Below are 24,229 nucleotides of genomic sequence, written 5' to 3'. Positions count from 1 at the left end.
CAGTTGGTGACTCTCTGGATTTTTAGACTATTTACAGAAAAAGAAAATTCAGGCAGACGCTCATAAAAATTTAAAAATTTTCAACGTTTTATACAAACAACCTTTTCTTTTGATCTGAAGGGGAGTATAGATGGCCCCGTCATTAAAAAGTTAACCAAAGGAGCATTTTTCCATGGCACTCGAAAGAACATTTTCCATTATTAAACCTGATGCGACACGTAGGAATTTAACGGGCGCCATTAACGCCCTCATTGAATCTTCAGGCTTGCGTATCATTGCACAAAAGCGCCTTCACCTGAGCCTCGAGCAAGCTCAACAATTTTATGGCGTTCATGCTGAGCGCGCATTTTACAATGATTTGTGCACCTTCATGACCTCAGGACCTGTCGTTGTGCAAGCCTTGGAAGGCGAGAACGCCATTGCACGCTATCGCGAAGTTATGGGCGCAACAAACCCTGAGAACGCAGCTTCTGGTACAATCCGGAAAGAATTTGCTGAATCCATCGAAGCCAATTCAGTCCATGGATCTGACAGCGCCGAAAATGCACAAAACGAAATCAAATTCTTCTTCAGCGATATTGAAATCGTTGGCTAAGAGTTAGTTTTGACCTTAAAAAGGGGGGCAATAATGCTCCCCTTTTTTTATACAGCTTATTGACTTAATGGAGTTTTTGCCCATTCGGGACTTTTTCGGAAGGTGAAATAAGGACGATCGCCTGTGCCGTATCTGAAAATCCCAACAGCAAAAATTGGGACATAAATCCCGCAATATTCCGTTCGCCTAAATTTACACATCCTGCAACCTGACGTCCCAAAAGCGTTTCGGAGGTATAGTGCACGGTCACTTGCGCGGATGTCTGCAAAACGCCAATGGTCGGGCCAAAATCCACCCACACTTTGTAAGCCGGTTTTTTTGCGCGAGGAAATTCCTCGACCTTCACAACAGTGCCTGAGCGAATTTCAACTTTTTCAAAATCTTCATAAGTAATTTTAGTCATAACAGTTTTATCCTTGTGTCATTTGTAAGATATATTGGCTTAAAAATAAAAGACACTCGCCACGCTGAAACAAATTCAGGATGACGAATTACTGCGCTGACAAACTAACGTTTGTAAAGAAAACAGAGGTTGAGTGAGTGGATGCTTTGTATCATGACCGTATTTATAAATTGAATGTCTGCGTCCTTCAAGTCAAAAACTCCAAAAGGTCACTATACACTTCCTGCTTTTTTCGATAACTTTTATAGCATAAAAAAATGCAATCCTCGCGAATGTAGAGAATCATAAAACAAGGATTACAAAAAAGTCATTATCTTCGCTTAAAAAGATCGGTACAGACGGAGGAGTAGATCCTCCGCCTGCACGGAGTTAACTTATCAATGGGGAAAATTAACAACCAATGACGTCCAAATCAAAAGCCCAGGAACCGATGCCTCTTTTGATGATGGGGGCGTTAGGAATTGTTTATGGCGACATTGGAACCAGCCCTCTTTATGCAATTCGGGAGTGTTTGAATTCACTTCAAGTCGGTACTACGCCTGAAAATATTTTGGGTATTCTCTCTCTTGTATTTTGGTCCATCACGCTCATTGTGTCTTTGAAATATGTCGTTCTCATCATGCGGGCGGACAATCATGGTGAAGGCGGCATTTTAGCCCTTTTGACTTTGGCCATTTCGAATTCGAAGAAGAAAAAGAGTCCCAATCTTTTGATGCTGGGCCTTTTGGGCGCCGCCCTCTTTTTGGGAGATGGCATTATCACACCAGCAATTTCTGTTTTAAGCGCCCTTGAAGGACTATCTGTGATTTCCCCCACCCTCACGCCCTTTATTTTGCCTTTAAGTATTCTCGTGCTCATTCTTCTGTTTTGGTATCAGGAAAAAGGCACCGGGCAAATTGGCGTACTTTTTGGTCCTATTATGCTGGTCTGGTTTTTTACGATAGGGCTTTTGGGAATCTTTGGATGCCTTCACCATCCAGAAGTCTTTCAGGCTCTGAATCCACTCTATGCCATTTCGTTTTTGATCCATCATTCCTGGGGCAGTTTTGCAACGTTAGGCGCTGTTGTTTTGGCCCTTACAGGCGCCGAAGCCCTTTATGCCGATATGGGGCATTTTGGCCCTTCTCCCATAAGAAGATCTTGGTTTGGATTTGTGTATCCCTCGCTCATTCTCAATTATTTTGGGCAAGGGGCCGTTCTTTTGCATTATCCGGAGGCTCTCACTAATCCATTCTATTTTCTTGCGCCAACGTGGGGTTTGATTCCCATGGTTATTCTTTCCACAGCAGCCACCATCATTGCCTCCCAAGCCTTAATTTCTGGAGTTTTTTCAGTAACATGGCAGGCTATTCAGTTGAATTATTTACCCCGAATGCACGTCCTCCATACCTCCCATCACCATATTGGACAAGTTTATGTTTCCATGATGAATTGGATTTTTCTGACATTGATTATTCTTGTCGTTTTGATGTTTAAAAACTCAACAGCGTTGGCCTCCGCTTATGGGTTTGCGGTTACAGGACTCATGATGATCACAACCATTTTGACCGGCCAAGTCGCACAAGAGAAATGGGGTTGGCCCCCCCTTGTGGCTTATCTGGTTTTTTTACCATTCCTTTTCATCGATATAGTTTTTTTCAGTGCGACCAGTCTCAAGGTTCTTGATGGTGCTTGGTTCCCCATGCTTTTGGGTGGGATTGCCTTTTTGATTATGTCCACCTGGTACAAAGGACGTAACGTGTTGCAATCCCATGCGGAATACGCAACGTTTTCTTATGAAGATCTTTTAGAGATGCTCAAAGAAGCCAAACCTTTGCGCGTTGCAGGAAACGCCATTTATATGACAAGCTCACCGGGTCGTATCCCCAGCTCGTTTACAATCAATTATAAGCATAACAAAGTCATTCATGAGCGTTTGATATTTCTATCCATCATTATTGAAAATGTACCACACATTCATTCTAAGAATCGAGTTACATTCGAAAAATTGGGAGAAGACGTATTTCGTGTACGTGCAACTTATGGCTTTATGGAAGTTCCCAATATTACGGCGATTACTGAAAGATGCAAAGCAGAGGGGCTTTACATGGATCCTGAAGAGACGACTGTCTTTTTAACGCGCGGCATTCCTTTTGCCACCGTTCATCCGCAAATGCCAAAATGGAGATCCAAGCTTTATATTTTACTTGCAAAAAATGCTATGAGTGCTACAGAGTTCTTCCGAATTCCTTATGCACGTGTCATTGAACTTGGTGCACGCTGGAGATTGTAATTATATTTATTAAATTAAGTAAATTTTAATAAATAGTCACTTTTAATGTTGTTGTCTTTTAATTTTTAGTCGAAAGAGTTTGTCCCATGAAAACCTCCCACATTTTTTTTACTTTATCCCTTCTCTCTTCTATTTCCGGCGTCGACCCCCTTTATGCCGGCAAAGATGAGCTAGAAGCCATTGGTTTTTTTAATGAAGTTTTTGGGTCCTCAAAGAAAAGTTCTGTTTCTCTAAAACACGAGTTCTCGGGACAAATTTTAGAGACAAGAAAAGTAATTAGAAAAGTCTCTGAAAAGGAACTTATTGATTTTAAAACATCAATATTGCGCCTTGTTAACACTTTAGATAAAGACAGACAGAGCATTTCAGCACGCTCCACAATTTTCAAAGCGTTCTTCGAAACAAGTAAAAAAACAAAACTCTCCTATCCAGAAATTACAGAGGAACTCGTTAAATATATCAACCCACAAACCTCAGACAAATGGGATGAAGATTTTATTTTGGCTTACCTTGAACTGCGTCAAGTCCTCGCGCCTCAAGATATAAAGGCATTATTGCCGTCTTCAATTTATGGAGCACTAGATTCTTATAGCTATAATTATTCTGCTCAAAACCCAAAAAATTTATCCGAGCTCATATCAGTTTTAAGTCCTGAGGAAATTCAATTTGGGATTAAAACATTGACCTCCAAGAAATCCATCAAAGCAAAAATAGATCATTTTGAAGACATTAAAAAATATCTCCTGCGCAGTGCATCTTTGGAAAACAACGATATGGAGAGACGCCTCAAAATTGCAGATAAAATCCAGGTGCACACCATTCCCTCCGTTCCCAATCTTTTCAAAGCCCTACTCACATTTGAAAATCTGAAAGATACCGCTTTTGTAATTGATCTTCACGGTGTTTTAACGGTTAAAAGCGAACCCAAACTCGGAGAAACTACAGTTCCCGCCAGAGGATTTACGGTTGAATTATTAAAAGACCTACACCATGCAGGCGCCACACTCATTTTATCAAGCGCTTGGAATTCTTTCTCAGATATTCTGGAGCAGCTCACCTGCTTGGGATTAGAAAAAGTCTTTGGGCTTTCGAATAATGATACGCCAAAAAAAGGAATTCACAAAACTGAAACCGGAGATTTCCTTGACTATCAACGCATTGGCAATATCATTTCTGTCAAATGGGCAAACTCTAACGGCTACTGGAAAGAAAAAATGTTTGCACCCGATATCATAGGATTAATGCCCAAGAGAATTGTTCTCATTGATGATTCAGGGGACAACATTCAAAAGGGCACCATTCACATCACTGAAACAAAGGCAGGCCTGGGTGCTGCAAATATCAACCTATTTTACATAAATCCCTTAGACCTTCCCCAAAAAATAACTTCTTTAGAAATGTTTTCTTTATCGTGTCATGAGGAAAATAAACTTCCTGAAGAGGCTGATTTAGGCGAATGGGAAAAAAAGTGGGATCTTAAATCCGAATTGCGAACTTTTCCCGAATCCCTTGAAAAACGAAAGAAGCAAGAAGAACAACGCCTCCTGCTTGAAGAAGAGAACCAAAAAAGAAAAGAAGAGCAAATGTCCAAGAAGCAAAAAAATTCTCAAGATCTGGGAAAAAACTGGCAATCCATGACAATCACTCTCGACGATGATGATCTTCCACTCCCAACGCGGGTAGAAAAATTCATAACTTTGAACAAATCAACTGACTCCATTCCTGGAATGGAGCTGAACAAATCTACTAACTCAGCCTATGGTTCAGGGAATGAGAAAAATCTTGAGAAGGAAGAAAAATGATAACACGTTTAAAGTGTTATCCTCTCAAACGTGGGAAGCGTCAAAATTATTTTTAAATTAACAAACGGATATGACAACCAAGGGTTTGTATTATGAGAAGAAATTTTATGTTTTTCATTTTACTCTTAGCATTTTCCACCAAAGCACAAGCCGTTGGACGCGCCGAGTTTGAAGCGACTCTCAAAGGATGGGAAACAAAATATCCCGTAATTAAGAAAATACGAGACAATGATTTTTTCAAGCATACATCTACGGCACAACTCGTAAAATATTATAAGGTTAAAGATGCAAATGCAGAAATTATCTTGAGAGATGTATTGTGTCTCGTTATTAAATATTTTGAAATGGACCTTAAAAGCACACTGGTCTCTGCGGAGTTACTGGAAGCTTATCTCGAACTTTATGAAAAAGAAAAGCGGGTCATAAATTTTGAAAGTTATTATAACGAGCATGCATAAAAGCTTAAAATTTATGAAAAGAAGGTGAGTCGAATGAATTTTCGAGTGTTTTTGATTATACTTTATACAATATCGGCAACCCTATGTTGCGATGCAACACCTTCAAATCACGAAGAAATTTGCGCTCGCACACAGCTTTATAAAAGAAAAACAATTCAAGAACGCCTTTTGAATTTCCCTTTAAAACGGTTGAATAAAGTTAGTTTCCGATGGGACGCTTTTCCAGGCGAAAAAAAGAGCGCCTTTTTAATTCGGTGTGCTCGCCAAAAGTTCCTCTTTCAAAAAACCATGAAGGAAAAAATGGAGCAGTTCCGACGAAAATAACGCAAATGATTATTTCGAGGCCAATGCCGCAGTCATATCAGATTTTCCGTGAAACCACTTACAGTAAATTCCATTGAGAAAGATTGTATAAGCCCCATTAGACATTACGTTTGTGGCAGTGATGGCAGGATCCATTAAAACATAAAGCATGGTCATAAGGCCGCTCATTTGAGCATCATATCCCAGATGCTGCTGGAAAATTGGCATCAGAACGATGACGCTTCCACCAGGGACTCCGGCATTTCCAAATTTTGTTAACGCATAAAGAACGGTGAAAAAAAGGAGCGTTTCCATGGAAAGGGGAGGAAGCCCAAAGATACCTTGGATTGCCACCATAAAAATAGGAATAGCCAAACAATCCCCTATTTGGTGTATATTGGCAGAAAGCGGAATGAAGATATGGGCAAATCCTGAGTTGTCTGTATTTTTATCAGCACCCTTCATGGTCACAGGCATGGTGGCCGCACTCGACATGGTTGAAAATCCCACCAATCCGGAGGGAAGTGCATTTTTAAGGAATTCCATAAAACGCTTTGGATTTCCTTGGGCCGAAAAAAGAAAAAGCGCTAAAATTACTAAGACTTGTGCCACAACTACCAGAATCAAAACGGCCCCATAATCTTTAAAGAGGTTGATCAATGATCCTTGATAGGCCATATCAATCAAAAATCCTGAGATATAAATGGGCAAAAGAGGGATGAAAATTTTACTAAATCCAAAATTAATTGCGCCTTTTAATTTTACGAAAATATTGACCAATCGATAACTAGCCGTAAAAGTGCCGACAATGCCAAACACAAGTCCCGCCAAAAGAGCATAGTCTGTGGGAATTAGCTTTGGCAACGCAAAGGCAAACCAAGGTTTTAAAGCGCTTTCAGAGGCATCATTAAAAAGCGAAACCGTTTGTGCAAAATCGCCTAAGAAAAAATTCCCAATGCTGTATCCAAAAAGAAGCCCCACAAAATTGGACACCGTCAAAACGCCAAAAATTGAGAAAATTAAAAGCGGCCCCCGTTGTCCAAAAGAAAGTAAGCACGAGGTCACAAAAACAAAAATAATGAAGGGAAGTGAGAACACCAATAGTTCTTTGATGATCAGACTGATCGTGAAAAACGTCCGCTCGAGGGGCGTGGGAATATACTCCCCAAAAAAGGTGATAAAAAGAATGCAAGCCAATAGTTTGATAATCAGTCCAAATTCGCGAAGCATGGTAGGGTCCCCTAATAAACTTTCAGCGAATCTACATATTTTCCAACAAATTCTCAATATTTTCTTTTTTAGATTTGACATTTTGGTGCACGAAACCGTATACAAGTCACTAATAGATCATAAATTGGAGTTTTAAAAACCATGAAAAGAACATATCAACCTAGCGTTCTCGTTCGTAAACGTCGTCATGGCTTCCGTGCCCGTATGGCCACAGTGGGGGGACGAAAAGTCATCTCACGTCGTCGTGCAAAAGGCCGCTTACGCCTTTCTGCCTAGATAATCGTTTTGCAGACGCTGAAGCAACGACGGGATTTCTTGAAGGTTTCAGCGTCTTCGTTTAAATACATTGCCCCCGGATTCATTCTCCAAGCCCTCCCCCATCGCGGAAGCCCTTCTCGTTTTGGATTAACAGCCTCCAAAAAAGTGGGGGGAGCCGTTGACCGTAATTTCGCCAAACGTCGCATTCGTGTCCTTGTCCAAAGATATTTAAGATCTCAACCCCTTTCTGAAACGTATTATGTCATTGTGGCCAGACCCGCTATTCTCAAACTCAAATTCGCGGATCTGGAAGCCGATTTTCAAAAGGCCCTTCAATTTATTGAAAAACGAGTGAAAAAATCGGATTCTACTGAAGAATAGTTACAACAAGTTTGAATTCTAGTTTTAAACATCGTTTAGAATTTCCCATTCTGCGTTTTCACAAAGCGCACATAGGGATATTGTATTTGCAAACGCTGAAGAATTGGCGTCACCCGGCGATCAAATCCCCACATGTATTCAATGAGCCCCCAAGTAAGTCGCTCGGGGCAATAGGGAGCCCGATCATCGATATGATCCCGCTTATCCCAAAATGTGCGTTTGAAAATGCCCCAAAGGCACCTTAATCGGCAGGGGGCATAATAAATCGCCATATCAGCCCGCACATAACGCATCTCAAGAGAGCCTGTGGCGTTGCCATCAATAATCCAGCTCTCTTGTAAGACAATCTCTTCTTGGATTTGACGGAACTCAAAAGTGTTGCGCTTTTGCCAATGATCCACGAAGAAGTATTTGTCAAGGTGATAAAGCGGCAAGCCCAAATCTTGCGACAACTTTAAAGCCAGAGTTGTCTTACCCGCTCCAGGCGGCCCAAAAATCATAATGCGGTGAACATTTTCCATTATGGCCATATAAAAGCGCAATGCTATTTCTACGTCAAGACATCATCTTAATCCATTTTCTTAAATAGATACAAACTGTTAGCTAATTTTTAAAGGTATGTTAAAATCCCTGAAGAAAGGAAGTAATTTCATGGAAAATCCCAGCTGAGATCCCGCAATGCCTTTGATGAATTCAAAGCTTTTTGGGTTTTTCTCATAAAGATCAGCCAAAAGTGAGACGTCCCCTGCAATGTCACGCGCCAAAACCTTGGTGGTATATTCCCAGTGGCGATCAAAAAAAAAAATGTAGGCGGAAATCGTTTGGACCAAGACAAGAGGGGAAATCAAAATAAACTTTTTCAGTGCCTCTATTTTTCATAAAATAGATTGCGGGGAAGCCCGATCTAAGATATTGGATCGACTCAATTCAAAATCTTAAATTAAGAATGTGCAAAAATGGATTCCCAATTTAAAGTCTGGCAAACGGCAAAAGAAGCCTTTTCCCTTGTCAATCACGACCTCAAAGCATGGATGAAAGTCCTTTCCCTTCCTGTGCTTATCATGATTATCACTGCTCTTTTGGGATTTGTTGGGGAAAATTTTGGAAATGTTTCAGACGGACTCACAGAAGAGGAACCAACCCTTCTTGAAATCATCACCACTGTCATTGGGCGCGTAGGAGATATATTGGCGACAATTCTCTTTGCGGTTAATGGATTTCGATACGCAATGTATCAAGAAGGTGGGGAGAAATGGTTTCAGTGGGGATTTCTTTCGATCGCAAGACGTGTTTTGGGCTATTATATCGTAATCATTTTTATGCTCCTTCCTGTTGTAGGCGCAGGGGCGATGGCCTTTGTTTTTGCATCCGAAACTGACCTCTTAGGTTTAGCCAGGGTTTTAGGTGGCCTTGCAGTGATTGCCACATTGTACCTTTGTGTAAGATTGTTTTTTGTCATTCCTTTTGTGGTTATCGGTCATGAAAAACCCATTCGCTCCAGTTTTCACGATTCCAAAAATAATGTTATGCGATTGACGGGGCTGTATATCCTCCTCAAGCTCATTTTTACCATACCTATAGGTCTGTTTTTCATGGCCGTAGGACTCATTGCCTTTACAGAGATCAATGAATTTTTCATCATTGCGCCTTCCCTTGCTATGGTTTTTATAATGGCTTACGGAGAAGCCATCGTAATGACGGCCACAATTTTGGCTTATAAAAAGATCGCAGGCAAGTCAGCGCCAGCATTTAATGGTTTGATGTCGCATTCATTATGATTTGTTTTTCTGCTTCTGACTTTGAATAAGAGATTTTCCAAAATTCTCGAGAGCTTCACGCAGTGCTTCTTCTTGAATATGTTCCGTTGTCTCTCCGATAAATTGAAGATCTTGGGAGCTCAGTTCGACTATGTCAGTTTCCTCTTTTTTTTGGGCAGGAATGAAACCTTGATGAATTCTGAGCATAGACACGGCACCATATCCAAAATACGTATTAATGCGTTCGATAACCATGGGGCTGATCTGCTGGATAAGGGGGCCCGCCCCTGAGGAGATCAAAAGATGCAAAGTGCCGTCTACGCGCTTGTCATTCCGGAAGACAATTTTTTGAGGAACGGCGAGTGAGAGAATTTTCTCGCCCACAATTTTTCCCCAATCTGCCAAAATAGCCCCCAAAACATGCCCTTGTTTTCCAAGAAGAGGAGCTGTTATCTTAGATGAGATATTTCCAATGGAACGTAAAGATTTTTTCATAAAATGATGGTACTCAACTCCGACTCCTTTTCACAAGACCTTTTCCAATGGTTTGATGGAATCAAGCGCGATTTACCTTGGCGCAAGGCGGGTGGGCACGCCAACCCTTACCATGTTTGGCTTTCAGAAATCATGCTGCAACAAACGACCGTTAAATCCGTGATCCCTTATTTTTTGAATTTTATTCAAAGATGGCCCACCATTGAAGATTTGGGACGTGCGAATCTCGATGAGGTTTTGCATGCTTGGCAAGGCCTTGGGTATTATACGCGCGCAAAAAACCTCCATAAATGTGCGCAAATGATTGTAGGTGAGTTTGGGGGCAGATTCCCAGAAGATCGGAACGCACTTTTAAAACTCCCCGGAATTGGTCCTTATACAAGCGCTGCCATTACCTCAATTGCTTTTGAAAAGCCGGCCATTGCTTTGGACGGCAATGTGATGCGCGTCATTTCACGGTATTTGACTTTGGAAAGCCTGCGTCCCCAGCTCGATCAAGACGCCGAAGCCTTTTTGTGGCAAGTCATTCCGCAATCTCGCTTTGGAGACTTTACACAAGCCCTCATGGAATTGGGGGCTCTCATGTGTCGTCCCAAAAGTCCAATGTGTTTACATTGTCCTTTAATGAAAAATTGCAAAGCCTATTTGAATGCTGTGCCGGAAGATTTTCCCAAAAAAGTCCTCAAAAAAGCGCTTCCTCAAAAATTTGGCCATGCGTTTTTATTAAAAAATTCCAATCACCAAATTCTTATTCGAAAGCGTGCAGGAAAGGGAATTCTTTCCGGGCTTTATGAAGTGCCCACAACGGACTGGGACCTCACTTTACCAAAACGGTTGCTTCAGGATATTTCATTGCCAGAACACCTAAATTTGCGGGGAGAGGTGAATCACACCTTCACCCATTTTCATCTCAACCTCAAAGTTTGGGAGGGCGCAACCCGCCACCTCAATCAGGGAGAATGGGTAGATTTTGAAAATCTCAAAGATTACGCACTGCCGACTTTGATGAAAAAGGTATTGAGTCTTTGAGAGTTTTAATGATTTTTTGGCGCTTCGTTTTTCTTCAGTTCCCCTCCGCACATGAGTGCACAAGAATTGCCAAATTGGCTAGACACTGTTAGCTAATTATTGATTTAAGAACGATGTTAAGTGAGGCCAGGGCAATGAAGCCGAGGAAAGAGGTATCCAGTTTGTCATATCTCATGCCAAGCCTTCTGTTTTCTTTGATTTTTCCAAAAAACATCTCGATGCGGCTGCGAAGCTTGCAGATCTTTTTCTCGTAATTAATTGGAATTTTGCGATTTTTTCGTCCCGGAATCACGGCGATATTGTTGTTCGACATGAGGTCTCGGCGATATCGATCTGAATCGTAACCCGCATCTCCCAGCACGTAACAGCCGATGATATCTTCAAAAATCCGCCCGCAACAGGTGACATTGTGAACGTTTCCGCCGGTTAATTTGTCGCCCCTAAAATATTGCCTAACACGTTGAATCAAATTAATTTTATGCTGAAAATTTGATAGTATAATTGCAAGAAATGAGGATCAACGGATCGAAAGCTTGCAATATGAAACCGTCAAAAACAGATATAGTCCTTCCCCTATAAATAGATAGATTTTTAGGAAAAGTTTAGGTATAAGGAGGGAATGGTAAAAGCATATTCGGAAGACCTGCGGAAAAGGTCATCTCCTACATTACGAGCGGCGGCCGTAAGCGAGAGGCTGCAAAGGTTTTTAACGTTGGAGAAGCCACGATCTGTCGATGGATATGTCTTCATAAACAAGGGGATATTAAACCGAAAAAACGCACTTCTTATCCGCGTAAAGTCGATGAGCAAAAACTCAGAGACTACGTCGCTCAAAATCCGGATCATACGCTCAAACAAATCGCCGAAGCTTTGGGGTTGAGATTCCAAAACGTGAGTAAATGGCTTAAACGTTTAAACATTACACGAAAAAAAGACGACGCTTTACAAAGAACGTAACGAAGACAAGCGGGCCGAATTTATAAAACAGCTTGAGAAAATAGATCCTGAAACAATCGTGTGGATTGATGAAGCTGGGATTGATAATCGCCTTTATCGAGAGCATGCCTGGGCGCCGCGCAGGCAAAAGGTTTACGCGGAGATCCCGGGCCAAAAAGAGAGCGTGCCAGTATCATTGGCGGTCTCATGAAGGGTGCGTTCGTGGCGCCTTTCACCTTTCAAGGTGGATGTCATGCAGATCTTTTTAATGCTTGGCTTGAGTAGGTTTTATTGCCGGGTTTATCAAAAAATACCACCCTGATTATGGACAATGCCGCCTTTCACAAATCGCCAAAAACGAAAGATTTGATTGAGAAATTTGGCTGCCATCTCCTCTTTCTCCCAACTGACTCTCCTGACCTCAATCCTATCGAACATTGGTGGCACAAAATCAAATCCATCCTCCGCCCCCCTCGTCCAGCAAAACCCAGAAAACCTTCATCAACTCCTTGATAAACTCCTCAGCCAATGTCTATCCATATAATGGAGAAGTACTATATACAAAAAACTCTGGGCCAATTTAAAATATGTCAAGTGTTAAAATTGTCTTTTTCTTTTTGTTCTCAGGGCGGAGGATGATTTTGCACAAGCCCCTTGTTTTTGAGGGAGGTCAGGATACGGCCGACGGTGCTTTCGCTCAGGATTTGCCCATGGTCTCGCTTGAGAATGATGGCGATTTTCTCTTTGCCATAGGTGGGATTTTCGCGGCGCACTCTCAAAACAAGCTGAAGCTCTGCCTCTCCCCAGCGCGGTTTGTTGAGATTTCGTGGCCTTTTTGAAGGGGGAACACTCCCTTTGTTAAGGTCCTTCAGGATCTTCTTGTGGCGATAATAAGTTGCGCGGGACATGTCGCAAATTTCTTGGCACGTGGAATCGCAAACGTTTTCAGCTTTCAACTTTTCCCAGAGCCTTACACCTCCTTCATAGCGTTTGCGATAGACGTCCAAACAGTCTTGTGTAAGCGCGTATGCATAAAGCCTATGCATATTTTTATGTAATCCGTGGATCCTCATCCAGTCCTCCATCAATAGGTTTTTTACATTTCCTATTCTTGAGGCCTGGTTTGGGTGTGGCAATGGAGATTCTTTATTTGCGCAGCAATTTGGGGCGTTTAATTTTCTCAGCTCATCTCCATCCCTCCCAATTTTGTCTCACTTCTATCTGAACTCGGGCAACTCCTCTGATTAACAAGGCTTCTTCATTGCCGAGCGGTATAGAAGACAAAGGAAAACACAAGTGGCAAGAGCTCACCGGTTACGGTCGCTGGGCTGGGGCTGAGAACAGTATGCACCCTTACAAATCACTCACCGGAGGAAAACTCAGAGCCAAACATTTTCAAAGCCAAGAAGTCGAAGTTCAGATCGTCGTGCAGATCCTCAATCGCATGGCGTCCCTTGGCATGCCCAAAGCCAGACCCTCAACTTGATCGTTTTTTCACACCTCACCTAAACTCGCCTTTATCTCTGATTTATGCACCACAGCCAATATTATTGAGCTGGCAAATCTCAACAAAAACTAAACGATACGATCACAAAAAAACCCTCGAGAAATTTCTCGAGGGTTTTTTTCAGAAAAACATAAAATTTTATTCTTTAACTCCGCCTTTGTGATCAGCAGGATCAGCAAGATCATAGTCAGAGTTAGAAACTTCAGTCACAACGGGGCTTTCGCCTGTGTTAGAAGCGGTCATATCTGAAGGCTTTCCTGTTGCAGCTTCCCAAGCACGTTGTGCATGATCAAGGCAAATAGCCATATCGCTATCCCCTGAAGAATTCTTAGTCCAGCAATCAAATTTTGCTTGAGCAAGATCCAAGCAAGGTTGATCGCCTTGTGCGCATTTTGCTTGCTCGCCTTGAAGGTCAAAAGAGCCAGAAAGATTAACAGAATCAGCGCTTAGGCCAGCAGTTGCCAACATGGACGCACCGAGAATAGAAAGTAAATTTAAACGCATGAAAATTCCCCTAGTTAAGGATATATGTTATCATCAATGGCATGTGCCAATGTAAGAAAAACAATAACGAACACATTCACCGCTGTCAACCGAAGTTTCTTAAGAATTGAAAACACTTTCTTGCAAACTGTGGCTAATCTGTCGCAGACCTCAGTTCTAAAAAGGCTTATTTCCTAAGGATGTAACTCATTTGTGTCCGAGTTCAGATAGAAGTGAGACAAAATTGGGAGGGATGGAGATGAGATGAGCTGAGCTGAGCGCGCCCCCAAATGGCTGTGGTGCATAAATCAGAGATAAAGGCGAGTTTAGGTGAGGTGTGAAAAAACGATCAAGTTGAGGGTCTGGCTTTGGGCATGCCAAGGGACGCCATGCGATTGAGGATCTGCACGACGATCTGAACTTCGACTTCTTGGCTTTGAAAATGTTTGGCTCTGAGTTTTCCTCCGGTGAGTGATTTGTAAGGGTGCATACTGTTCTCAGCCCCAGCCCAGCGACCGTAACCGGTGAGCTCTTGCCACTTGTGTTTTCCTTTGTCTTCTATACCGCTCGGCAATGAAGAAGCCTTGTTAATCAGAGGAATGAACGAAACAACCGTTGTAATTCAATAAAATTTTATGTATAAACAAGGCATGAAAATTAAACTGACAAATAAAGAAAAACAAGATCTAGAATTTCAGCACAGTAAAGAAAGAGATCGTCGCGTGGCTGATCGCATCAAAGCCGTTTTGTTAAATGCGGAGGAGACTCAAAAGCAAATCGCTCAGGCTTTGCGGCTTCGCTATGAAACTGTTCAAAATCACCTCAACGATTACAAGAATAGCAAAAGCTTAATCCTGAAAATGGTGGCTCTGAAAGCCATCTTACCCCGCATCAAACTTTGCAGCTGATCAGCCATCTTGAGGACAACATCTATCTCAAAGCTAAGCTTATTTGCGCCTATGTGGATCACACTTTTGGCGTCCAATTTACTGTTTCAGGAATGAACAAGTGGCTCATCCGTAATCATTTTTCTTTCAAAAAACCTAAGGGCACACCTTCGAAAGCTGATCCAGTAAAACAAGCTGAGTTTATCCAATATTATGAAGATCTTCTCAATCATCTTCCTGAGGATGAACCCGTTGAGTTTGCCGATGCCGTCCACCCCACAATGGCAACAAAAATAACCCATGGGTAGATTCATAAAGGGAAAGATAAGTTGATCTCGACCATTGCCTCTCGTACACGGGTTAATCTCTTGGGTTCCATTAATTTGGAAACGATGGATGTGACTATTGCAGCCCCTAAAACCATTGATAGCAAGGCCATGGAAAAGCATTTTGCCGCCTTGCGAAAGAAATATCCCAAGGCCCCAAAAATTCACCAGATTTTAGATAGGGGCCCTTATAACATCAGCAAAGACACAAAGAGCGCCTCTGAAAAATATGGGATCGTTCTTCATTATTTGCCGCCATACAGTCCAAACTTGAATCCAATTGAGCGATTATGGAAAGTGATGAACGAGTACGTACGCAACAATCGTGTCTTTCAAAGTGCTGCTGAATTTAGGGATGCCATTGACGCATTCTTTGCTACGTGGCCTCAAATCGCCAGCTCTATGGTTGACCTCATTAATGATAACTTTCAGATCCTTAATAAGACATCTTCAAGTTAAAGGAGTATATATACAAGGCTCAAATTTTTTTGACAATTCTTTTGTAATATGGTAAAATTTGTTTGTAATTTTTTTTTATGATTGGAGTAATATAGATGGTATACATGCGTCCTGTGCGCCGTAATAAAAAAGAGTATTTTTTGGCTGCCGTGTTTTGCAGCTTTTTTTCCAGTTTAGGTCCCTGCATTTCAATGCCTCCGGATGACCAGTGGGAGGTGGAGATACTTCAAATCAAATATTTTAATGTAGACAGCAATTTGGAGAAGATCAAACCATGCGGGCTAGTCGCCTACCCTAAGACAGGGAAAGATCCCGATTACGTGGGTCATACCGCATTGTACGGATCTACACAGTTTAAGGTCCCACAGTTTTCTAATTATTTTCCCGATTCCCATTCAGGCTTTCCCGAGTTCCCGTCTCTCTTTATGCAAATTCCACGTTCCCATATTCCAAATTTGCCAAAACGACTTCTTGACGAAATGGAAAAAGATCAAATCGCGCCAACTTTTTTGACTGTCCTGGTCTCTGCGCACAATCACCACATGCCTCTCTCAGAAACTGTTGTTGGATTTGAACCGCAGTATGGAACTGACCCCAATGCCCCCAATCGAGGGGTCTATTGGAAAGAGAAGGACGTTAAGTCCTTATTATTCAACGAGGGGCCTGGTGTTGTTGAGTTTTATAAAATTCAAAATGCATGGGTTGATGGAAACCCAGACTTTACCGTCAATAATGAGATGGATAATTCAGGAAAAATAATTACAAGCATTGTCCCCAACAAGACATTTATTGTCCATCATGCCTGTGGTAGTAATTGTACACATGCAGATACAGATGAAACACATTTGAGGGTTGTGACATCTCCTGTTCCTCTGGGAGTCAAAGGCCTAAACAAATTTACGAATAGCCTTTACTCCTATGTTTCTTGGAATGAGAATGGGGCCCGTAAGGCCATTGTAACCTTGCATATGTTTGTTCAAAGCTTTAAGGAATTGTTCAAAAATAGTAATTCCGGAACTTACACGACAGAACAACTGGTCAAACTCTTTCAAGAATCGGACAGGATCCCTGGGTTTGCTGAAGGAAAAAATCCAATGACTGACCTAGTCCACTTGATCACCCCAGTAAAGTTAGCAAAAAATGAGCAACGACCAGAACAACCACTGTTAGAGCAATTCCCTTTTCCTGTCGACTTCAACCCAGAGGTTTATCGGAAAATACACCCCGGCCTAGATGGTGATAAGGGGGGTATCGGGAGTCCTAACTTTAACCCCTTGGATATTAAAGACCGCAACGAATATGCAAAGTGGCAGTTTGCTACCTATGGATGGAATCATGGGCTCAACTACCTGCCCAATGACTTCAACCCAGACCTTTATCGGAAAATACACCCCGGCCTAGATAGTGATGAGGGGGGTATCGGGAATCCTACCTTTAACCCCTTGGATATTAAAGACCGCAACGAATATGCAAAGTGGCAGTTTGCTACCTATGGATGGAATCATGGGCTCAACTACCTGCCCAATGACTTCAACCCAGACCTTTATCGGAAAATACACCCCGGCCTAGATAGTGATGAGGGGGGTATCGGGAATCCTACCTTTAACCCCTTGGGTATTAAAGACCGCAACGAATATGCAAAGTGGCAGTTTGCTACCTATGGATGGAATCATGGGCTCAACTACCTGCCCAATGCTCATAAGTGAGGTAAAAAAGATTGACTCTTTAGGAGTTATTGTTGAAAAAAATGCTAGAAAGTGTTTGTAAAACAAGGTGTTGAACAGATAATGGTGTTTTATGCTTTTCAAAATGCGAACAAATTGAACATCATCGAAGATCAGTTGGGCATTCCGGATATTCGGATAGTGTCATCAGAGATGAACCGTAAGGGACATATTAATCCGGCCATAAAACAGATTACATAGAGAAATTTTTCATAATTGCGAATTCATTGAATTAGACACTGTTAGCTAATTGTTGATTTCAGGAAGATGTTGAGTGAAGCCAGGGTAATGAAGCCGAGAAAAGAGCTATCCAGTTTGTCATATCTCATGCCAAGCCTTCTGTTTTCTTTGATTTTTCCAAAAAACATCTCGATGCGGCTGCGAAGCTTGTAGATCTTTTTGTCGTAATCAATTGGAATTTTGCGATTTTTTCGTCCCGGAATCACGGCGATATTGTTGTTCGACATGAGGTCTCGGCGATATCGATCTGAATCGTAACCCGCATCTCCCAGCACGTAACAGCCGATGATATCTTCAAAAAATCCGCCCGCAACAGGTGACATTGTGAACGTTTCCGCCGGTTAATTTGTCGCCCCTAAAATATTGCCTAACACGTTGAATCAAATTAATTTTATGCTGAAAATTTGATAGTATAATTGCAAGAAATGAGGATCAACGGATCGAAAGCTTGCAATATGAAACCGTCAAAAACAGATATAGTCCTTCCCCTATAAATAGATAGATTTTTAGGAAAAGTTTAGGTATAAGGAGGGAATGGTAAAAGCATATTCGGAAGAGCTGCGAAAAAAGGTCATCTCCTCCATTACGAGCGGCGACCGTAAGCGGGAGGCTGCAAAGGTTTTTAACGTTGGAGAAACCACGATCTATCGATGGATATGTCTTCATAAACAAGGGGATATTAAACCGAAAAAACGCACTTCTTATCCGCGTAAAGTCGATGAGCAAAAACTCAGAGACTACGTCGCTCAAAATCCGGATCATACGCTCAAACAAATCGCCGAAGCTTTGGGGTTGAGATTCCAAAACGTGAGTAAATGGCTTAAACGTTTAAACATTACACGAAAAAAAGACGACGCTTTACAAAGAACGTAACGAAGACAAGCGGGCCGAATTTATAAAACAGCTTGAGAAAATAGATCCTGAAACAATCGTGTGGATTGATGAAGCTGGGATTGATAATCGCCTTTATCGAGAGCATGCCTGGGCGCCGCGCGGGCAAAAGGTTTACGCGGAGATCCCGGGCCAAAAAAGAGAGCGTGTCAGTATCATTGGCGGTCTCATGAAGGGTGCGTTCGTGGCGCCTTTCACCTTTCAAGGTGGATGTCATGCAGATCTTTTTAATGCTTGGCTTGAGGAGGTTTTATTGCCGAATTTATCAAAAAATACCACCCTGATTATGGACAATGCCGCCTTTCACAAATCGCCAAAAACGAAAGATTTGATTGAGAAATTTGGCTGCCATCTCCTCTTTCTCCCAACTGACTCTCCTGACCTCAATCCTATCGAACATTGGTGGCACAAAATCAAATCCATCCTCCGCCCCCTCGTCCAGCAAAACCCAGAAAACCTTCATCAACTCCTTGATAAACTCCTCAGCCAATATCTATCCATATAATGGAGAAGTACTATATTACTAAAGATAGATAGGAAAGAGTTTAGGTATTTTTTCAAGACATCAGGATCGGAGAGGTGGCGAAGAAGAAGCAGGGAAAGGCCTTTCCAGTGATTTTGCTTCTTTGCCAACCCATTTTAAGACAGCGACATTGCTGACCTTAAGAAGTTTTCCAACCCTCCCAAAGTTCGCGTTTCCCAATGTATACAAAAGGATTGCCAGGGCTTTCTAATCTCGCATATCAGTCCAAAAATCCTTAACTTTTTGGAAAAAACCTTCAGATTCAGGGCTCACATGATGGTTACCCTCAGATTCGGCGAACTGTTGCAAAAGCTCTTTTTGCTTTTTGGAAAGATTCACGGGTGTTTCCACATGAACATCAATATAGAGATCTCCAAAAACGCTGGAGCGTAAAATCGGCATACCTTTGCCCTTCAGACGGAATTGCTTACCGCTTTGCGTACCCTGGGGGATTTTAACGCGTGCTTTTTGACCATCCATTGTAGGTACATCCACATTTCCACCAAGAGCAGCCGTTGTCATGGAAATAGGAACCTTGCAAAAAAGATTGGAGGCTTCGCGTTCAAAAAATGGGTGAGGTTTGACGTTTAAAAAGACATAGAGGTCTCCCGCAGGGCCACCGCGAACGCCTGCTTCTCCTTCCCCCGCAAGTCTGATGCGAGATCCATTTTCAATACCTGCTGGAACATTAATGGAAAGTGTTTTTTCCTTTTGGACACGTCCGGCACCTCGGCATTTTTGACAAGGATTTTTAATCATCTGCCCTATACCGTGACAGGTCGGGCATGTCCGCTCAACGGTAAAAAAGCCTTGTTGGGAGCGGACTTTTCCGCGACCATGACACGTTGTACAGGATTCGGGTTTAGATCCTTTTTCTGCACCACTGCCATGACATTCATCGCATTCTTGAAGCGTGGGGATGGTGATTTTTTTCTGCAAGCCTTTGTAAGCTTGATCAAGACTAATGGTGAGATTATAGCGCAGATCATTTCCGCGTTGTGCAGATTGCGTGCTTCTTTGAGATCCTCCACCAAAACCGCCGCCAAACATTTCATCGAAAATATCGGAGAAATCAAATCCGGGATGGAATCCACCACCAGCACCTGCACCACTGCCCATGCCACCTTCAAAAGCTGCATGTCCCATGCGATCATAGGCCGCGCGTTTTTGTTCGTCTTTTAAGACATCATAGGCTTCACTAATTTCTTTGAACTTTTGTTCGGCAGATTTGTCATTGGGATTTTTATCCGGGTGATATTTCATGGCGAGCTTTCGGTAAGCTTTTTTGAGCTCGTCCGCACTGACCGTTTTATTTACACCTAAAAGTTCATAATAATCTTGCTTAGCCATTAAAAGACCTTTGTTTCATCAATACGTTTAAAATGAGTCATTGGAGTTAAAAAAAATGGACACTCCGTTATCCTGAGAGGAGCCTTGACGATAAGCCAAGGCATCCCGTGAATCAGGATCTTTTTTGTCCCTTATCACTGCATCGAACTTTCTTTTCAAAAGACGCTGAAACAAATTCAGCATGATGCTGTGACGGCTTTTTTAACCTTCCAAAATGTTACTTCGCCGCTTTATCGTCATCCACTTCTTCAAAATCAACGTCAACGATGTCTTCGTTTGAAGCGTGGGATGATGAACCTTCAACTTCGCCCTCTTTGGCTTGTTCGGCTTCCGCTTGGGTGGATTTGTAAATCGCTTCTCCCAATGCCATGGAAGCTTGCATCAAAGCTTGGCTTTTGGTTTCAATCGTCTCTTTATCATCAGAAGACAACACGTCTTTCAATTCTTGAAGAGCAGATTCAATCTTACCTTTTTCAGAAGCGTCAACTTTATCGCCATGCTCAGCCAAAGTCTTTTCGGTCGAGTGAATTAAGCTATCCGCTTGGTTTTTGGCTTCCACCATCTCACGACGTTTTTTGTCTTCACTAGCATTTTGCTCCGCTTCTTTAACCATCTTTTCAATGTCTGCGTCGGACAAACCGCCTGAGGCTTGAATGCGAATCTGTTGCTCTTTGCTCGTGGCTTTATCTTTTGCAGAAACGTTCACAATTCCGTTGGCATCAATATCAAAAGTCACTTCAATTTGCGGCATTCCACGAGGCGCTGAAGGAAGTCCCACAAGATCAAATTGACCAAGAATTTTGTTGTCTGCGGCCATTTCACGCTCACCTTGGAAAACCCGAATGGTCACCGCGGTTTGGTTGTCTTCAGCGGTCGAAAAAACCTGACTTTTTTTCGTTGGGATTGTTGTATTGCGATCAATGAGTCTCGTAAAAACACCGCCCAAAGTCTCAATACCCAATGACAAAGGCGTCACGTCAAGAAGGAGAACGTCTTTCACATCGCCCTTCAAAACACCACCTTGAATGGCAGCACCCATAGCCACAACTTCATCTGGATTTACGCCGCGGTGAGGCTCACGTCCAAAGAAGTTTTTAACCGTCTCCATGATTTTGGGCATACGGGTCATACCCCCGACCAAAATCACTTCATCAATTTGACCTGCAGTCAGTCCTGCATCTTTAAGAGCCGCTTTGCAAGGTTTGACTGTCCGTTCAATTAAATCCTCAACCAAGGATTCCAATTTTGCACGAGTCATCTTCACATTCAAATGCTTAGGGCCGGAGGCGTCTGCTGTGATGAACGGAAGATTCACATCCGTTTGCATCGCACTTGAAAGCTCGATCTTGGCTTTTTCAGCAGCTTCTTTCAAACGTTGAAGGGCCAAGCGATCTTTACGCAAATCAATGCCGTTATCTTTTTTGAATTCTTCTGCTAGATATTCGATGATACGATGGTCAAAGTCTTCACCGCCCAAGAATGTATCACCGTTGGTAGATTTCACTTCAAAAACGCCATCTCCAATTTCAAGAATAGAGACGTCAAATGTTCCACCACCTAAGTCATAAACGGCAATAATCCCAGAATTTTTTTTGTCCAAACCATAGGCCAAAGCGGCGGCCGTAGGCTCGTTGATAATCCGCAAGACTTCAAGACCTGCAATTCGTCCGGCGTCTTTGGTCGCTTGACGTTGGGCATCGTTAAAATAGGCTGGTACTGTGATGACCGCTTGTGTAACTGTTTCGCCCAAGAAGTTCTCAGCGGTTTCTTTCATCTTTTGAAGAATGAAAGCACTGACTTGGCTGGGGCTATATTTCTCTCCTTCAGCCTCAACCCAAGCGTCCCCTTGCTCATTAACAATTTTATAAGGAACAAGCCCCATATCTTTTTGTGTCATCGGATCATCAAAACGACGACCAATGAGACGCTTGATTGCAAAAAGTGTATTTTCAGGGTTGGTCACGGCTTGTCGCTTTGCAGCTTGGCCCACAAGACGTTCTCCTGAGTTTGTAAATGCCACCATAGAAGGCGTTGTGCGCATACCTTCTGCGTTTTCAATCACGCGGGGTTGACTGCCTTCCATCACAGAAATACAGCTGTTGGTGGTTCCCAAATCGATTCCAATAACTTTACTCATTTTATCCTCTTCTTCATTTGTGTTGGTGGGGAGGCGCCTTACGAGACGTGGCTGTAAGATGGCTTCTCACACTATTCTCTTCTTTTATGTAAGCAGCCCCTTTTCGCTCTGCAAGGGCTCTTTCAAAAAAAGATCGTCAACTTTGTTTGGGTTTTGCGACCCCTACCAAAGCTGGTCTTAAAAGTCGTCCATGCAAGGTATAACCGGGTTGAAGCATTTGAACAACGGTTCCTTGCGGATGCTCATCAGTTTCAATTTCAAACATCGCTTGATGCACATTGTGGTCAAAAGCTTGCCCCACGGGTTCAACTTTTTGAATACCGTATTTTTGAAAAACCGTAAGGATTTCTTTTTCCGTCATCTCAACCCCTTCAACCATGGTTTTGATGGTAGGTTCAAGCGTTTCCTTTTGAATGGTTTCAAGGGCACGTCTTAAATTGTCAGACACATTCAAAAGATCCCGCGCAAAACCAGTAAGGGCATATTTGACCAGGTCTTCTTTTTCGCGATCAAATCGCTTGCGATTATTCTCCAGTTCCGCTGCTGTGCGCAACAATTGATCTTTCAATTTTGCGACTTCTTCTTCAAGAAGCTGTTCCTTTGTTTGCTCTGGAACTTCGGAAATTTCCTCAGGGGTTGTTTCAGGTTTTATTTCTGTTTCACTCATGATCATCTCCTTAACTTAAAGTCTTTCCAATTAATTTGGCCGTATAGTCCACCATGGGGATAATACGTTGGTAGCGCATACGGGAAGGACCAATGACGCCAATGGCACCCACAACGCGACCCGTTTCGTTTGCATAGGGTGCTACAATAAGAGCACACCCCGAATAATGAAAGAAGCGATTTTCGGCACCAATGAAAATTTGTACGCCTTCGGCTTGAATGGAGGCATCCAGAAGGCTTAAAAGATCCTCTTGCGTATCGAGTGCATCAAATAAAGACTTGAGCCTTTCTAAATCTTCCATATGCCTGATATCTTGAAGCAAATGAGATTGGCCGCGCACAATCAAAGCCGTTGAACTTCCCTCTTTTCCACCCCAAACGGCAAGGCCTTCTTGAACAACTTGGGATGATAAAAGATCCAGCTCCGTTTGACGTTCTGAGAGAGTCTTTTGAATATTCTCTCGGACTTGAGAAAGGGTGAGGCCTTGCAAATGGGAATTTAAATAATTTGTAATTTGCGTAAGGTCAGGAAGCGGTGTGTGCGGTGGAAATTCCACAATGCGATTTTCAACCATACCGTCATGAGTAATGAGCACTACCAAAATCCGCCCCGACCCCAAACTTACAAATTCAATGTGCTTTAAAACGGATTCTGATTTGGGCGCAATCACAAGCCCTGCACACCGCGTAAGACCGGAAAGAGCAGTTGTTGTTTCCTCTAAAACTTGCTCGAGACTTTTGCCTTTGGTTTGACATTGCTGTGCAATTTTATCCCTTTCTTCGGGCGAGACGTCACCCATTTCCAAAAGACCATGAACAAAAAAACGAAGTCCTTCATCGGTGGGAACGCGCCCTGCAGAAGTGTGGGGAGAATACAAAAGGCCTGCCTCCTCAAGATCCGCCATAACACCACGGATTGTGGCAGGTGATAACGAAAGCCCTAAAAGATGGGAGAGGGTTTTCGAACCCACAGGCTCGCCCGTTTCCACATAGGCATCCACAATATGCCGGAAAATCTCTCGAGATCTTTTATTCAGCTCGCTTAAAATCATATTTAATTACCGTTTCGGTTTTTAATCTCATTTCAACATCTCAAAAAGAGACGCCTTAGGTTATG

31 protein-coding genes and 1 pseudogene are annotated in these 24,229 nt (G+C 42.6%); 18 read left to right on the top strand and 14 right to left on the bottom strand.

Features of this window, described 5'->3' with window-relative positions:
* The first annotated feature begins 172 nt into the window (after positions 1-172).
* On the top strand, positions 173-595 hold the full coding sequence (gene ndk / locus Bealeia2_RS03695) for a nucleoside-diphosphate kinase (RefSeq protein ID WP_331255771.1): 423 nt from the start codon (positions 173-175) through the stop codon (positions 593-595).
* A 64-nt stretch (positions 596-659) separates the two neighbouring features.
* Here the strand turns inward: ndk and Bealeia2_RS03690 are convergent, their stop codons facing one another.
* A complete protein-coding gene (locus Bealeia2_RS03690) occupies positions 660-998 on the bottom strand; it encodes a tRNA-binding protein (protein ID WP_331255770.1) in 339 nt (112 codons plus the stop codon).
* 400 nt (positions 999-1,398) lie between these two features.
* On the opposite strand from Bealeia2_RS03690, the gene Bealeia2_RS03685 reads away from it, so the two are divergent.
* The 4 genes from Bealeia2_RS03685 to Bealeia2_RS03670 all read left to right on the top strand — a co-directional run bounded on the left by Bealeia2_RS03685 (position 1,399) and on the right by Bealeia2_RS03670 (position 5,854).
* Positions 1,399-3,270, top strand: coding sequence for a potassium transporter Kup (locus Bealeia2_RS03685; protein WP_331255769.1), 1,872 nt, complete (start codon positions 1,399-1,401; stop codon positions 3,268-3,270).
* An 86-nt stretch (positions 3,271-3,356) separates the two neighbouring features.
* Entirely contained in the window at positions 3,357-5,072 is a 1,716-nt protein-coding gene (locus tag Bealeia2_RS03680) for a hypothetical protein (protein ID WP_331255768.1), read from the top strand.
* Between the two features lie 107 nt (positions 5,073-5,179).
* Entirely contained in the window at positions 5,180-5,530 is a 351-nt protein-coding gene (locus Bealeia2_RS03675; protein WP_331255767.1) for a hypothetical protein, read from the top strand.
* A 33-nt stretch (positions 5,531-5,563) separates the two neighbouring features.
* Positions 5,564-5,854 carry a hypothetical protein gene (locus tag Bealeia2_RS03670; protein ID WP_331255766.1) on the top strand — a complete coding sequence of 97 codons (291 nt, stop codon included), beginning with the start codon at positions 5,564-5,566 and terminating at the stop codon, positions 5,852-5,854.
* Between the two features lie 9 nt (positions 5,855-5,863).
* On the opposite strand, the gene Bealeia2_RS03665 is transcribed toward Bealeia2_RS03670, so the two are convergent.
* The gene (locus tag Bealeia2_RS03665) at positions 5,864-7,063 is read right to left on the bottom strand and encodes a cation:dicarboxylate symporter family transporter (protein WP_331255765.1); all 1,200 of its coding nucleotides are present in this window, start codon (positions 7,061-7,063) and stop codon (positions 5,864-5,866) included.
* A gap of 141 nt (positions 7,064-7,204) precedes the next feature.
* Here Bealeia2_RS03665 and rpmH point away from each other — a divergent pair, with 141 nt between their 5' ends.
* Positions 7,205-7,339 carry a 50S ribosomal protein L34 gene (gene rpmH / locus Bealeia2_RS03660; RefSeq protein WP_331255764.1) on the top strand — a complete coding sequence of 45 codons (135 nt, stop codon included), beginning with the start codon at positions 7,205-7,207 and terminating at the stop codon, positions 7,337-7,339.
* 9 nt (positions 7,340-7,348) lie between these two features.
* Positions 7,349-7,702, top strand: a complete 354-nt coding sequence (rnpA, locus tag Bealeia2_RS03655) for a ribonuclease P protein component (RefSeq protein ID WP_331255763.1) — start codon at positions 7,349-7,351, stop codon at positions 7,700-7,702.
* 35 nt (positions 7,703-7,737) lie between these two features.
* Here the strand turns inward: rnpA and Bealeia2_RS03650 are convergent, their stop codons facing one another.
* Both Bealeia2_RS03650 and Bealeia2_RS03645 read right to left on the bottom strand, forming a co-directional pair.
* Positions 7,738-8,223 (bottom strand): AAA family ATPase, encoded by a 486-nt coding sequence (locus Bealeia2_RS03650; protein ID WP_331255762.1) that lies wholly within the window; start codon positions 8,221-8,223, stop codon positions 7,738-7,740.
* Positions 8,224-8,301: 78 nt separating this feature from the next.
* Positions 8,302-8,550: a hypothetical protein gene (locus tag Bealeia2_RS03645; protein WP_331255761.1), complete on the bottom strand. Its 249-nt coding sequence runs from the start codon at positions 8,548-8,550 to the stop codon at positions 8,302-8,304.
* A gap of 108 nt (positions 8,551-8,658) precedes the next feature.
* On the opposite strand from Bealeia2_RS03645, the gene Bealeia2_RS03640 reads away from it, so the two are divergent.
* Entirely contained in the window at positions 8,659-9,480 is an 822-nt protein-coding gene (locus Bealeia2_RS03640) for a hypothetical protein (protein ID WP_331255760.1), read from the top strand.
* On the opposite strand, the gene Bealeia2_RS03635 is transcribed toward Bealeia2_RS03640, so the two are convergent.
* Positions 9,475-9,954: a DUF721 domain-containing protein gene (locus Bealeia2_RS03635; RefSeq protein WP_331255759.1), complete on the bottom strand. Its 480-nt coding sequence runs from the start codon at positions 9,952-9,954 to the stop codon at positions 9,475-9,477. The two genes, Bealeia2_RS03640 and Bealeia2_RS03635, sit on opposite strands and share 6 nt — an antisense overlap.
* 3 nt (positions 9,955-9,957) lie before the next feature.
* On the opposite strand from Bealeia2_RS03635, the gene mutY reads away from it, so the two are divergent.
* A complete protein-coding gene (gene mutY, locus Bealeia2_RS03630; RefSeq protein WP_331255758.1) occupies positions 9,958-10,983 on the top strand; it encodes an A/G-specific adenine glycosylase in 1,026 nt (341 codons plus the stop codon).
* Between the two features lie 88 nt (positions 10,984-11,071).
* Here the strand turns inward: mutY and Bealeia2_RS03625 are convergent, their stop codons facing one another.
* A complete protein-coding gene (locus Bealeia2_RS03625) occupies positions 11,072-11,452 on the bottom strand; it encodes a transposase (protein ID WP_331255757.1) in 381 nt (126 codons plus the stop codon).
* A gap of 161 nt (positions 11,453-11,613) precedes the next feature.
* On the opposite strand from Bealeia2_RS03625, the gene Bealeia2_RS10520 reads away from it, so the two are divergent.
* From Bealeia2_RS10520 to Bealeia2_RS03615, 3 genes are all read left to right on the top strand, one after another.
* The gene (locus Bealeia2_RS10520) at positions 11,614-11,940 is read left to right on the top strand and encodes an IS630 transposase-related protein (protein ID WP_414437841.1); all 327 of its coding nucleotides are present in this window, start codon (positions 11,614-11,616) and stop codon (positions 11,938-11,940) included.
* A gap of 58 nt (positions 11,941-11,998) precedes the next feature.
* Positions 11,999-12,130 carry a hypothetical protein gene (locus Bealeia2_RS03620; protein ID WP_331255756.1) on the top strand — a complete coding sequence of 44 codons (132 nt, stop codon included), beginning with the start codon at positions 11,999-12,001 and terminating at the stop codon, positions 12,128-12,130.
* 80 nt (positions 12,131-12,210) lie between these two features.
* On the top strand, positions 12,211-12,432 hold the full coding sequence (locus Bealeia2_RS03615) for a transposase (protein ID WP_331255755.1): 222 nt from the start codon (positions 12,211-12,213) through the stop codon (positions 12,430-12,432).
* 110 nt (positions 12,433-12,542) lie between these two features.
* On the opposite strand, the gene Bealeia2_RS03610 is transcribed toward Bealeia2_RS03615, so the two are convergent.
* Positions 12,543-13,004, bottom strand: a complete 462-nt coding sequence (locus Bealeia2_RS03610) for a helix-turn-helix domain-containing protein (RefSeq protein ID WP_331255754.1) — start codon at positions 13,002-13,004, stop codon at positions 12,543-12,545.
* Between the two features lie 176 nt (positions 13,005-13,180).
* On the opposite strand from Bealeia2_RS03610, the gene Bealeia2_RS03605 reads away from it, so the two are divergent.
* Complete coding sequence (locus Bealeia2_RS03605; RefSeq protein WP_331255129.1) at positions 13,181-13,405, top strand: hypothetical protein; 225 nt, start codon at positions 13,181-13,183, stop codon at positions 13,403-13,405.
* Positions 13,406-13,564: 159 nt separating this feature from the next.
* On the opposite strand, the gene Bealeia2_RS03600 is transcribed toward Bealeia2_RS03605, so the two are convergent.
* Positions 13,565-13,930 (bottom strand): hypothetical protein, encoded by a 366-nt coding sequence (locus Bealeia2_RS03600; RefSeq protein ID WP_331255753.1) that lies wholly within the window; start codon positions 13,928-13,930, stop codon positions 13,565-13,567.
* Between the two features lie 328 nt (positions 13,931-14,258).
* Positions 14,259-14,483, bottom strand: a complete 225-nt coding sequence (locus Bealeia2_RS03595) for a hypothetical protein (protein ID WP_331255129.1) — start codon at positions 14,481-14,483, stop codon at positions 14,259-14,261.
* Positions 14,484-14,559: 76 nt separating this feature from the next.
* On the opposite strand from Bealeia2_RS03595, the pseudogene Bealeia2_RS03590 reads away from it, so the two are divergent.
* From Bealeia2_RS03590 to Bealeia2_RS03580, 3 genes and pseudogenes are all read left to right on the top strand, one after another.
* Positions 14,560-15,581, top strand: a pseudogene (locus tag Bealeia2_RS03590) (IS630 family transposase).
* Positions 15,582-15,772: 191 nt separating this feature from the next.
* Positions 15,773-17,287, top strand: coding sequence for a hypothetical protein (locus tag Bealeia2_RS03585; RefSeq protein ID WP_331255752.1), 1,515 nt, complete (start codon positions 15,773-15,775; stop codon positions 17,285-17,287).
* Positions 17,288-17,368: 81 nt separating this feature from the next.
* The gene (locus tag Bealeia2_RS03580) at positions 17,369-17,506 is read left to right on the top strand and encodes a hypothetical protein (RefSeq protein WP_331255751.1); all 138 of its coding nucleotides are present in this window, start codon (positions 17,369-17,371) and stop codon (positions 17,504-17,506) included.
* 41 nt (positions 17,507-17,547) lie between these two features.
* On the opposite strand, the gene Bealeia2_RS03575 is transcribed toward Bealeia2_RS03580, so the two are convergent.
* Positions 17,548-17,868: a transposase gene (locus Bealeia2_RS03575; protein ID WP_331255750.1), complete on the bottom strand. Its 321-nt coding sequence runs from the start codon at positions 17,866-17,868 to the stop codon at positions 17,548-17,550.
* A 211-nt stretch (positions 17,869-18,079) separates the two neighbouring features.
* On the opposite strand from Bealeia2_RS03575, the gene Bealeia2_RS03570 reads away from it, so the two are divergent.
* A complete protein-coding gene (locus tag Bealeia2_RS03570; protein ID WP_331255749.1) occupies positions 18,080-18,418 on the top strand; it encodes an IS630 transposase-related protein in 339 nt (112 codons plus the stop codon).
* A 22-nt stretch (positions 18,419-18,440) separates the two neighbouring features.
* Positions 18,441-18,941, top strand: coding sequence for an IS630 family transposase (locus Bealeia2_RS03565; protein WP_331255968.1), 501 nt, complete (start codon positions 18,441-18,443; stop codon positions 18,939-18,941).
* A gap of 225 nt (positions 18,942-19,166) precedes the next feature.
* On the opposite strand, the gene dnaJ is transcribed toward Bealeia2_RS03565, so the two are convergent.
* From dnaJ to hrcA, 4 genes are all read right to left on the bottom strand, one after another.
* Entirely contained in the window at positions 19,167-20,309 is a 1,143-nt protein-coding gene (gene dnaJ, locus Bealeia2_RS03560; RefSeq protein WP_331255748.1) for a molecular chaperone DnaJ, read from the bottom strand.
* A gap of 217 nt (positions 20,310-20,526) precedes the next feature.
* Positions 20,527-22,446: a molecular chaperone DnaK gene (dnaK, locus tag Bealeia2_RS03555; protein ID WP_331255747.1), complete on the bottom strand. Its 1,920-nt coding sequence runs from the start codon at positions 22,444-22,446 to the stop codon at positions 20,527-20,529.
* Between the two features lie 136 nt (positions 22,447-22,582).
* Positions 22,583-23,113, bottom strand: a complete 531-nt coding sequence (gene grpE / locus Bealeia2_RS03550; RefSeq protein WP_331255746.1) for a nucleotide exchange factor GrpE — start codon at positions 23,111-23,113, stop codon at positions 22,583-22,585.
* A 10-nt stretch (positions 23,114-23,123) separates the two neighbouring features.
* Positions 23,124-24,164, bottom strand: coding sequence for a heat-inducible transcriptional repressor HrcA (gene hrcA / locus Bealeia2_RS03545; protein WP_331255745.1), 1,041 nt, complete (start codon positions 24,162-24,164; stop codon positions 23,124-23,126).
* Between the last annotated feature and the right edge of the window lie 65 nt (positions 24,165-24,229).

This window comes from Candidatus Bealeia paramacronuclearis (assembly GCF_035607555.1).
Lineage (GTDB): Bacteria > Pseudomonadota > Alphaproteobacteria > UBA9655 > UBA9655 > Bealeia > Bealeia paramacronuclearis.
Note: the sequence above shows the minus strand (reverse complement) of the source record. Positions and strands in the feature narration are given on the sequence as shown.

What these genes read in the sequence shown, in the direction of transcription:
- ndk (WP_331255771.1), top strand. Translation starts at nt 173, where the DNA reads ATGGCACTCGAAAGAACATTTTCCATTATTAAACCTGATGCGACACGT.
- Bealeia2_RS03690 (WP_331255770.1), bottom strand. Translation starts at nt 998, where the DNA reads ATGACTAAAATTACTTATGAAGATTTTGAAAAAGTTGAAATTCGCTCA.
- Bealeia2_RS03685 (WP_331255769.1), top strand. Translation starts at nt 1,399, where the DNA reads ATGACGTCCAAATCAAAAGCCCAGGAACCGATGCCTCTTTTGATGATG.
- Bealeia2_RS03680 (WP_331255768.1), top strand. Translation starts at nt 3,357, where the DNA reads ATGAAAACCTCCCACATTTTTTTTACTTTATCCCTTCTCTCTTCTATT.
- Bealeia2_RS03675 (WP_331255767.1), top strand. Translation starts at nt 5,180, where the DNA reads ATGTTTTTCATTTTACTCTTAGCATTTTCCACCAAAGCACAAGCCGTT.
- Bealeia2_RS03670 (WP_331255766.1), top strand. Translation starts at nt 5,564, where the DNA reads ATGAATTTTCGAGTGTTTTTGATTATACTTTATACAATATCGGCAACC.
- Bealeia2_RS03665 (WP_331255765.1), bottom strand. Translation starts at nt 7,063, where the DNA reads ATGCTTCGCGAATTTGGACTGATTATCAAACTATTGGCTTGCATTCTT.
- rpmH (WP_331255764.1), top strand. Translation starts at nt 7,205, where the DNA reads ATGAAAAGAACATATCAACCTAGCGTTCTCGTTCGTAAACGTCGTCAT.
- Bealeia2_RS03650 (WP_331255762.1), bottom strand. Translation starts at nt 8,223, where the DNA reads ATGGAAAATGTTCACCGCATTATGATTTTTGGGCCGCCTGGAGCGGGT.
- Bealeia2_RS03640 (WP_331255760.1), top strand. Translation starts at nt 8,659, where the DNA reads ATGGATTCCCAATTTAAAGTCTGGCAAACGGCAAAAGAAGCCTTTTCC.
- Bealeia2_RS03635 (WP_331255759.1), bottom strand. Translation starts at nt 9,954, where the DNA reads ATGAAAAAATCTTTACGTTCCATTGGAAATATCTCATCTAAGATAACA.
- mutY (WP_331255758.1), top strand. Translation starts at nt 9,958, where the DNA reads ATGATGGTACTCAACTCCGACTCCTTTTCACAAGACCTTTTCCAATGG.
- Bealeia2_RS03610 (WP_331255754.1), bottom strand. Translation starts at nt 13,004, where the DNA reads ATGGAGGACTGGATGAGGATCCACGGATTACATAAAAATATGCATAGG.
- Bealeia2_RS03600 (WP_331255753.1), bottom strand. Translation starts at nt 13,930, where the DNA reads ATGCGTTTAAATTTACTTTCTATTCTCGGTGCGTCCATGTTGGCAACT.
- Bealeia2_RS03585 (WP_331255752.1), top strand. Translation starts at nt 15,773, where the DNA reads ATGCCTCCGGATGACCAGTGGGAGGTGGAGATACTTCAAATCAAATAT.
- Bealeia2_RS03580 (WP_331255751.1), top strand. Translation starts at nt 17,369, where the DNA reads ATGGTGTTTTATGCTTTTCAAAATGCGAACAAATTGAACATCATCGAA.
- Bealeia2_RS03575 (WP_331255750.1), bottom strand. Translation starts at nt 17,868, where the DNA reads ATGTCACCTGTTGCGGGCGGATTTTTTGAAGATATCATCGGCTGTTAC.
- Bealeia2_RS03570 (WP_331255749.1), top strand. Translation starts at nt 18,080, where the DNA reads ATGGTAAAAGCATATTCGGAAGAGCTGCGAAAAAAGGTCATCTCCTCC.
- dnaJ (WP_331255748.1), bottom strand. Translation starts at nt 20,309, where the DNA reads ATGGCTAAGCAAGATTATTATGAACTTTTAGGTGTAAATAAAACGGTC.
- dnaK (WP_331255747.1), bottom strand. Translation starts at nt 22,446, where the DNA reads ATGAGTAAAGTTATTGGAATCGATTTGGGAACCACCAACAGCTGTATT.
- grpE (WP_331255746.1), bottom strand. Translation starts at nt 23,113, where the DNA reads ATGAGTGAAACAGAAATAAAACCTGAAACAACCCCTGAGGAAATTTCC.
- hrcA (WP_331255745.1), bottom strand. Translation starts at nt 24,164, where the DNA reads ATGATTTTAAGCGAGCTGAATAAAAGATCTCGAGAGATTTTCCGGCAT.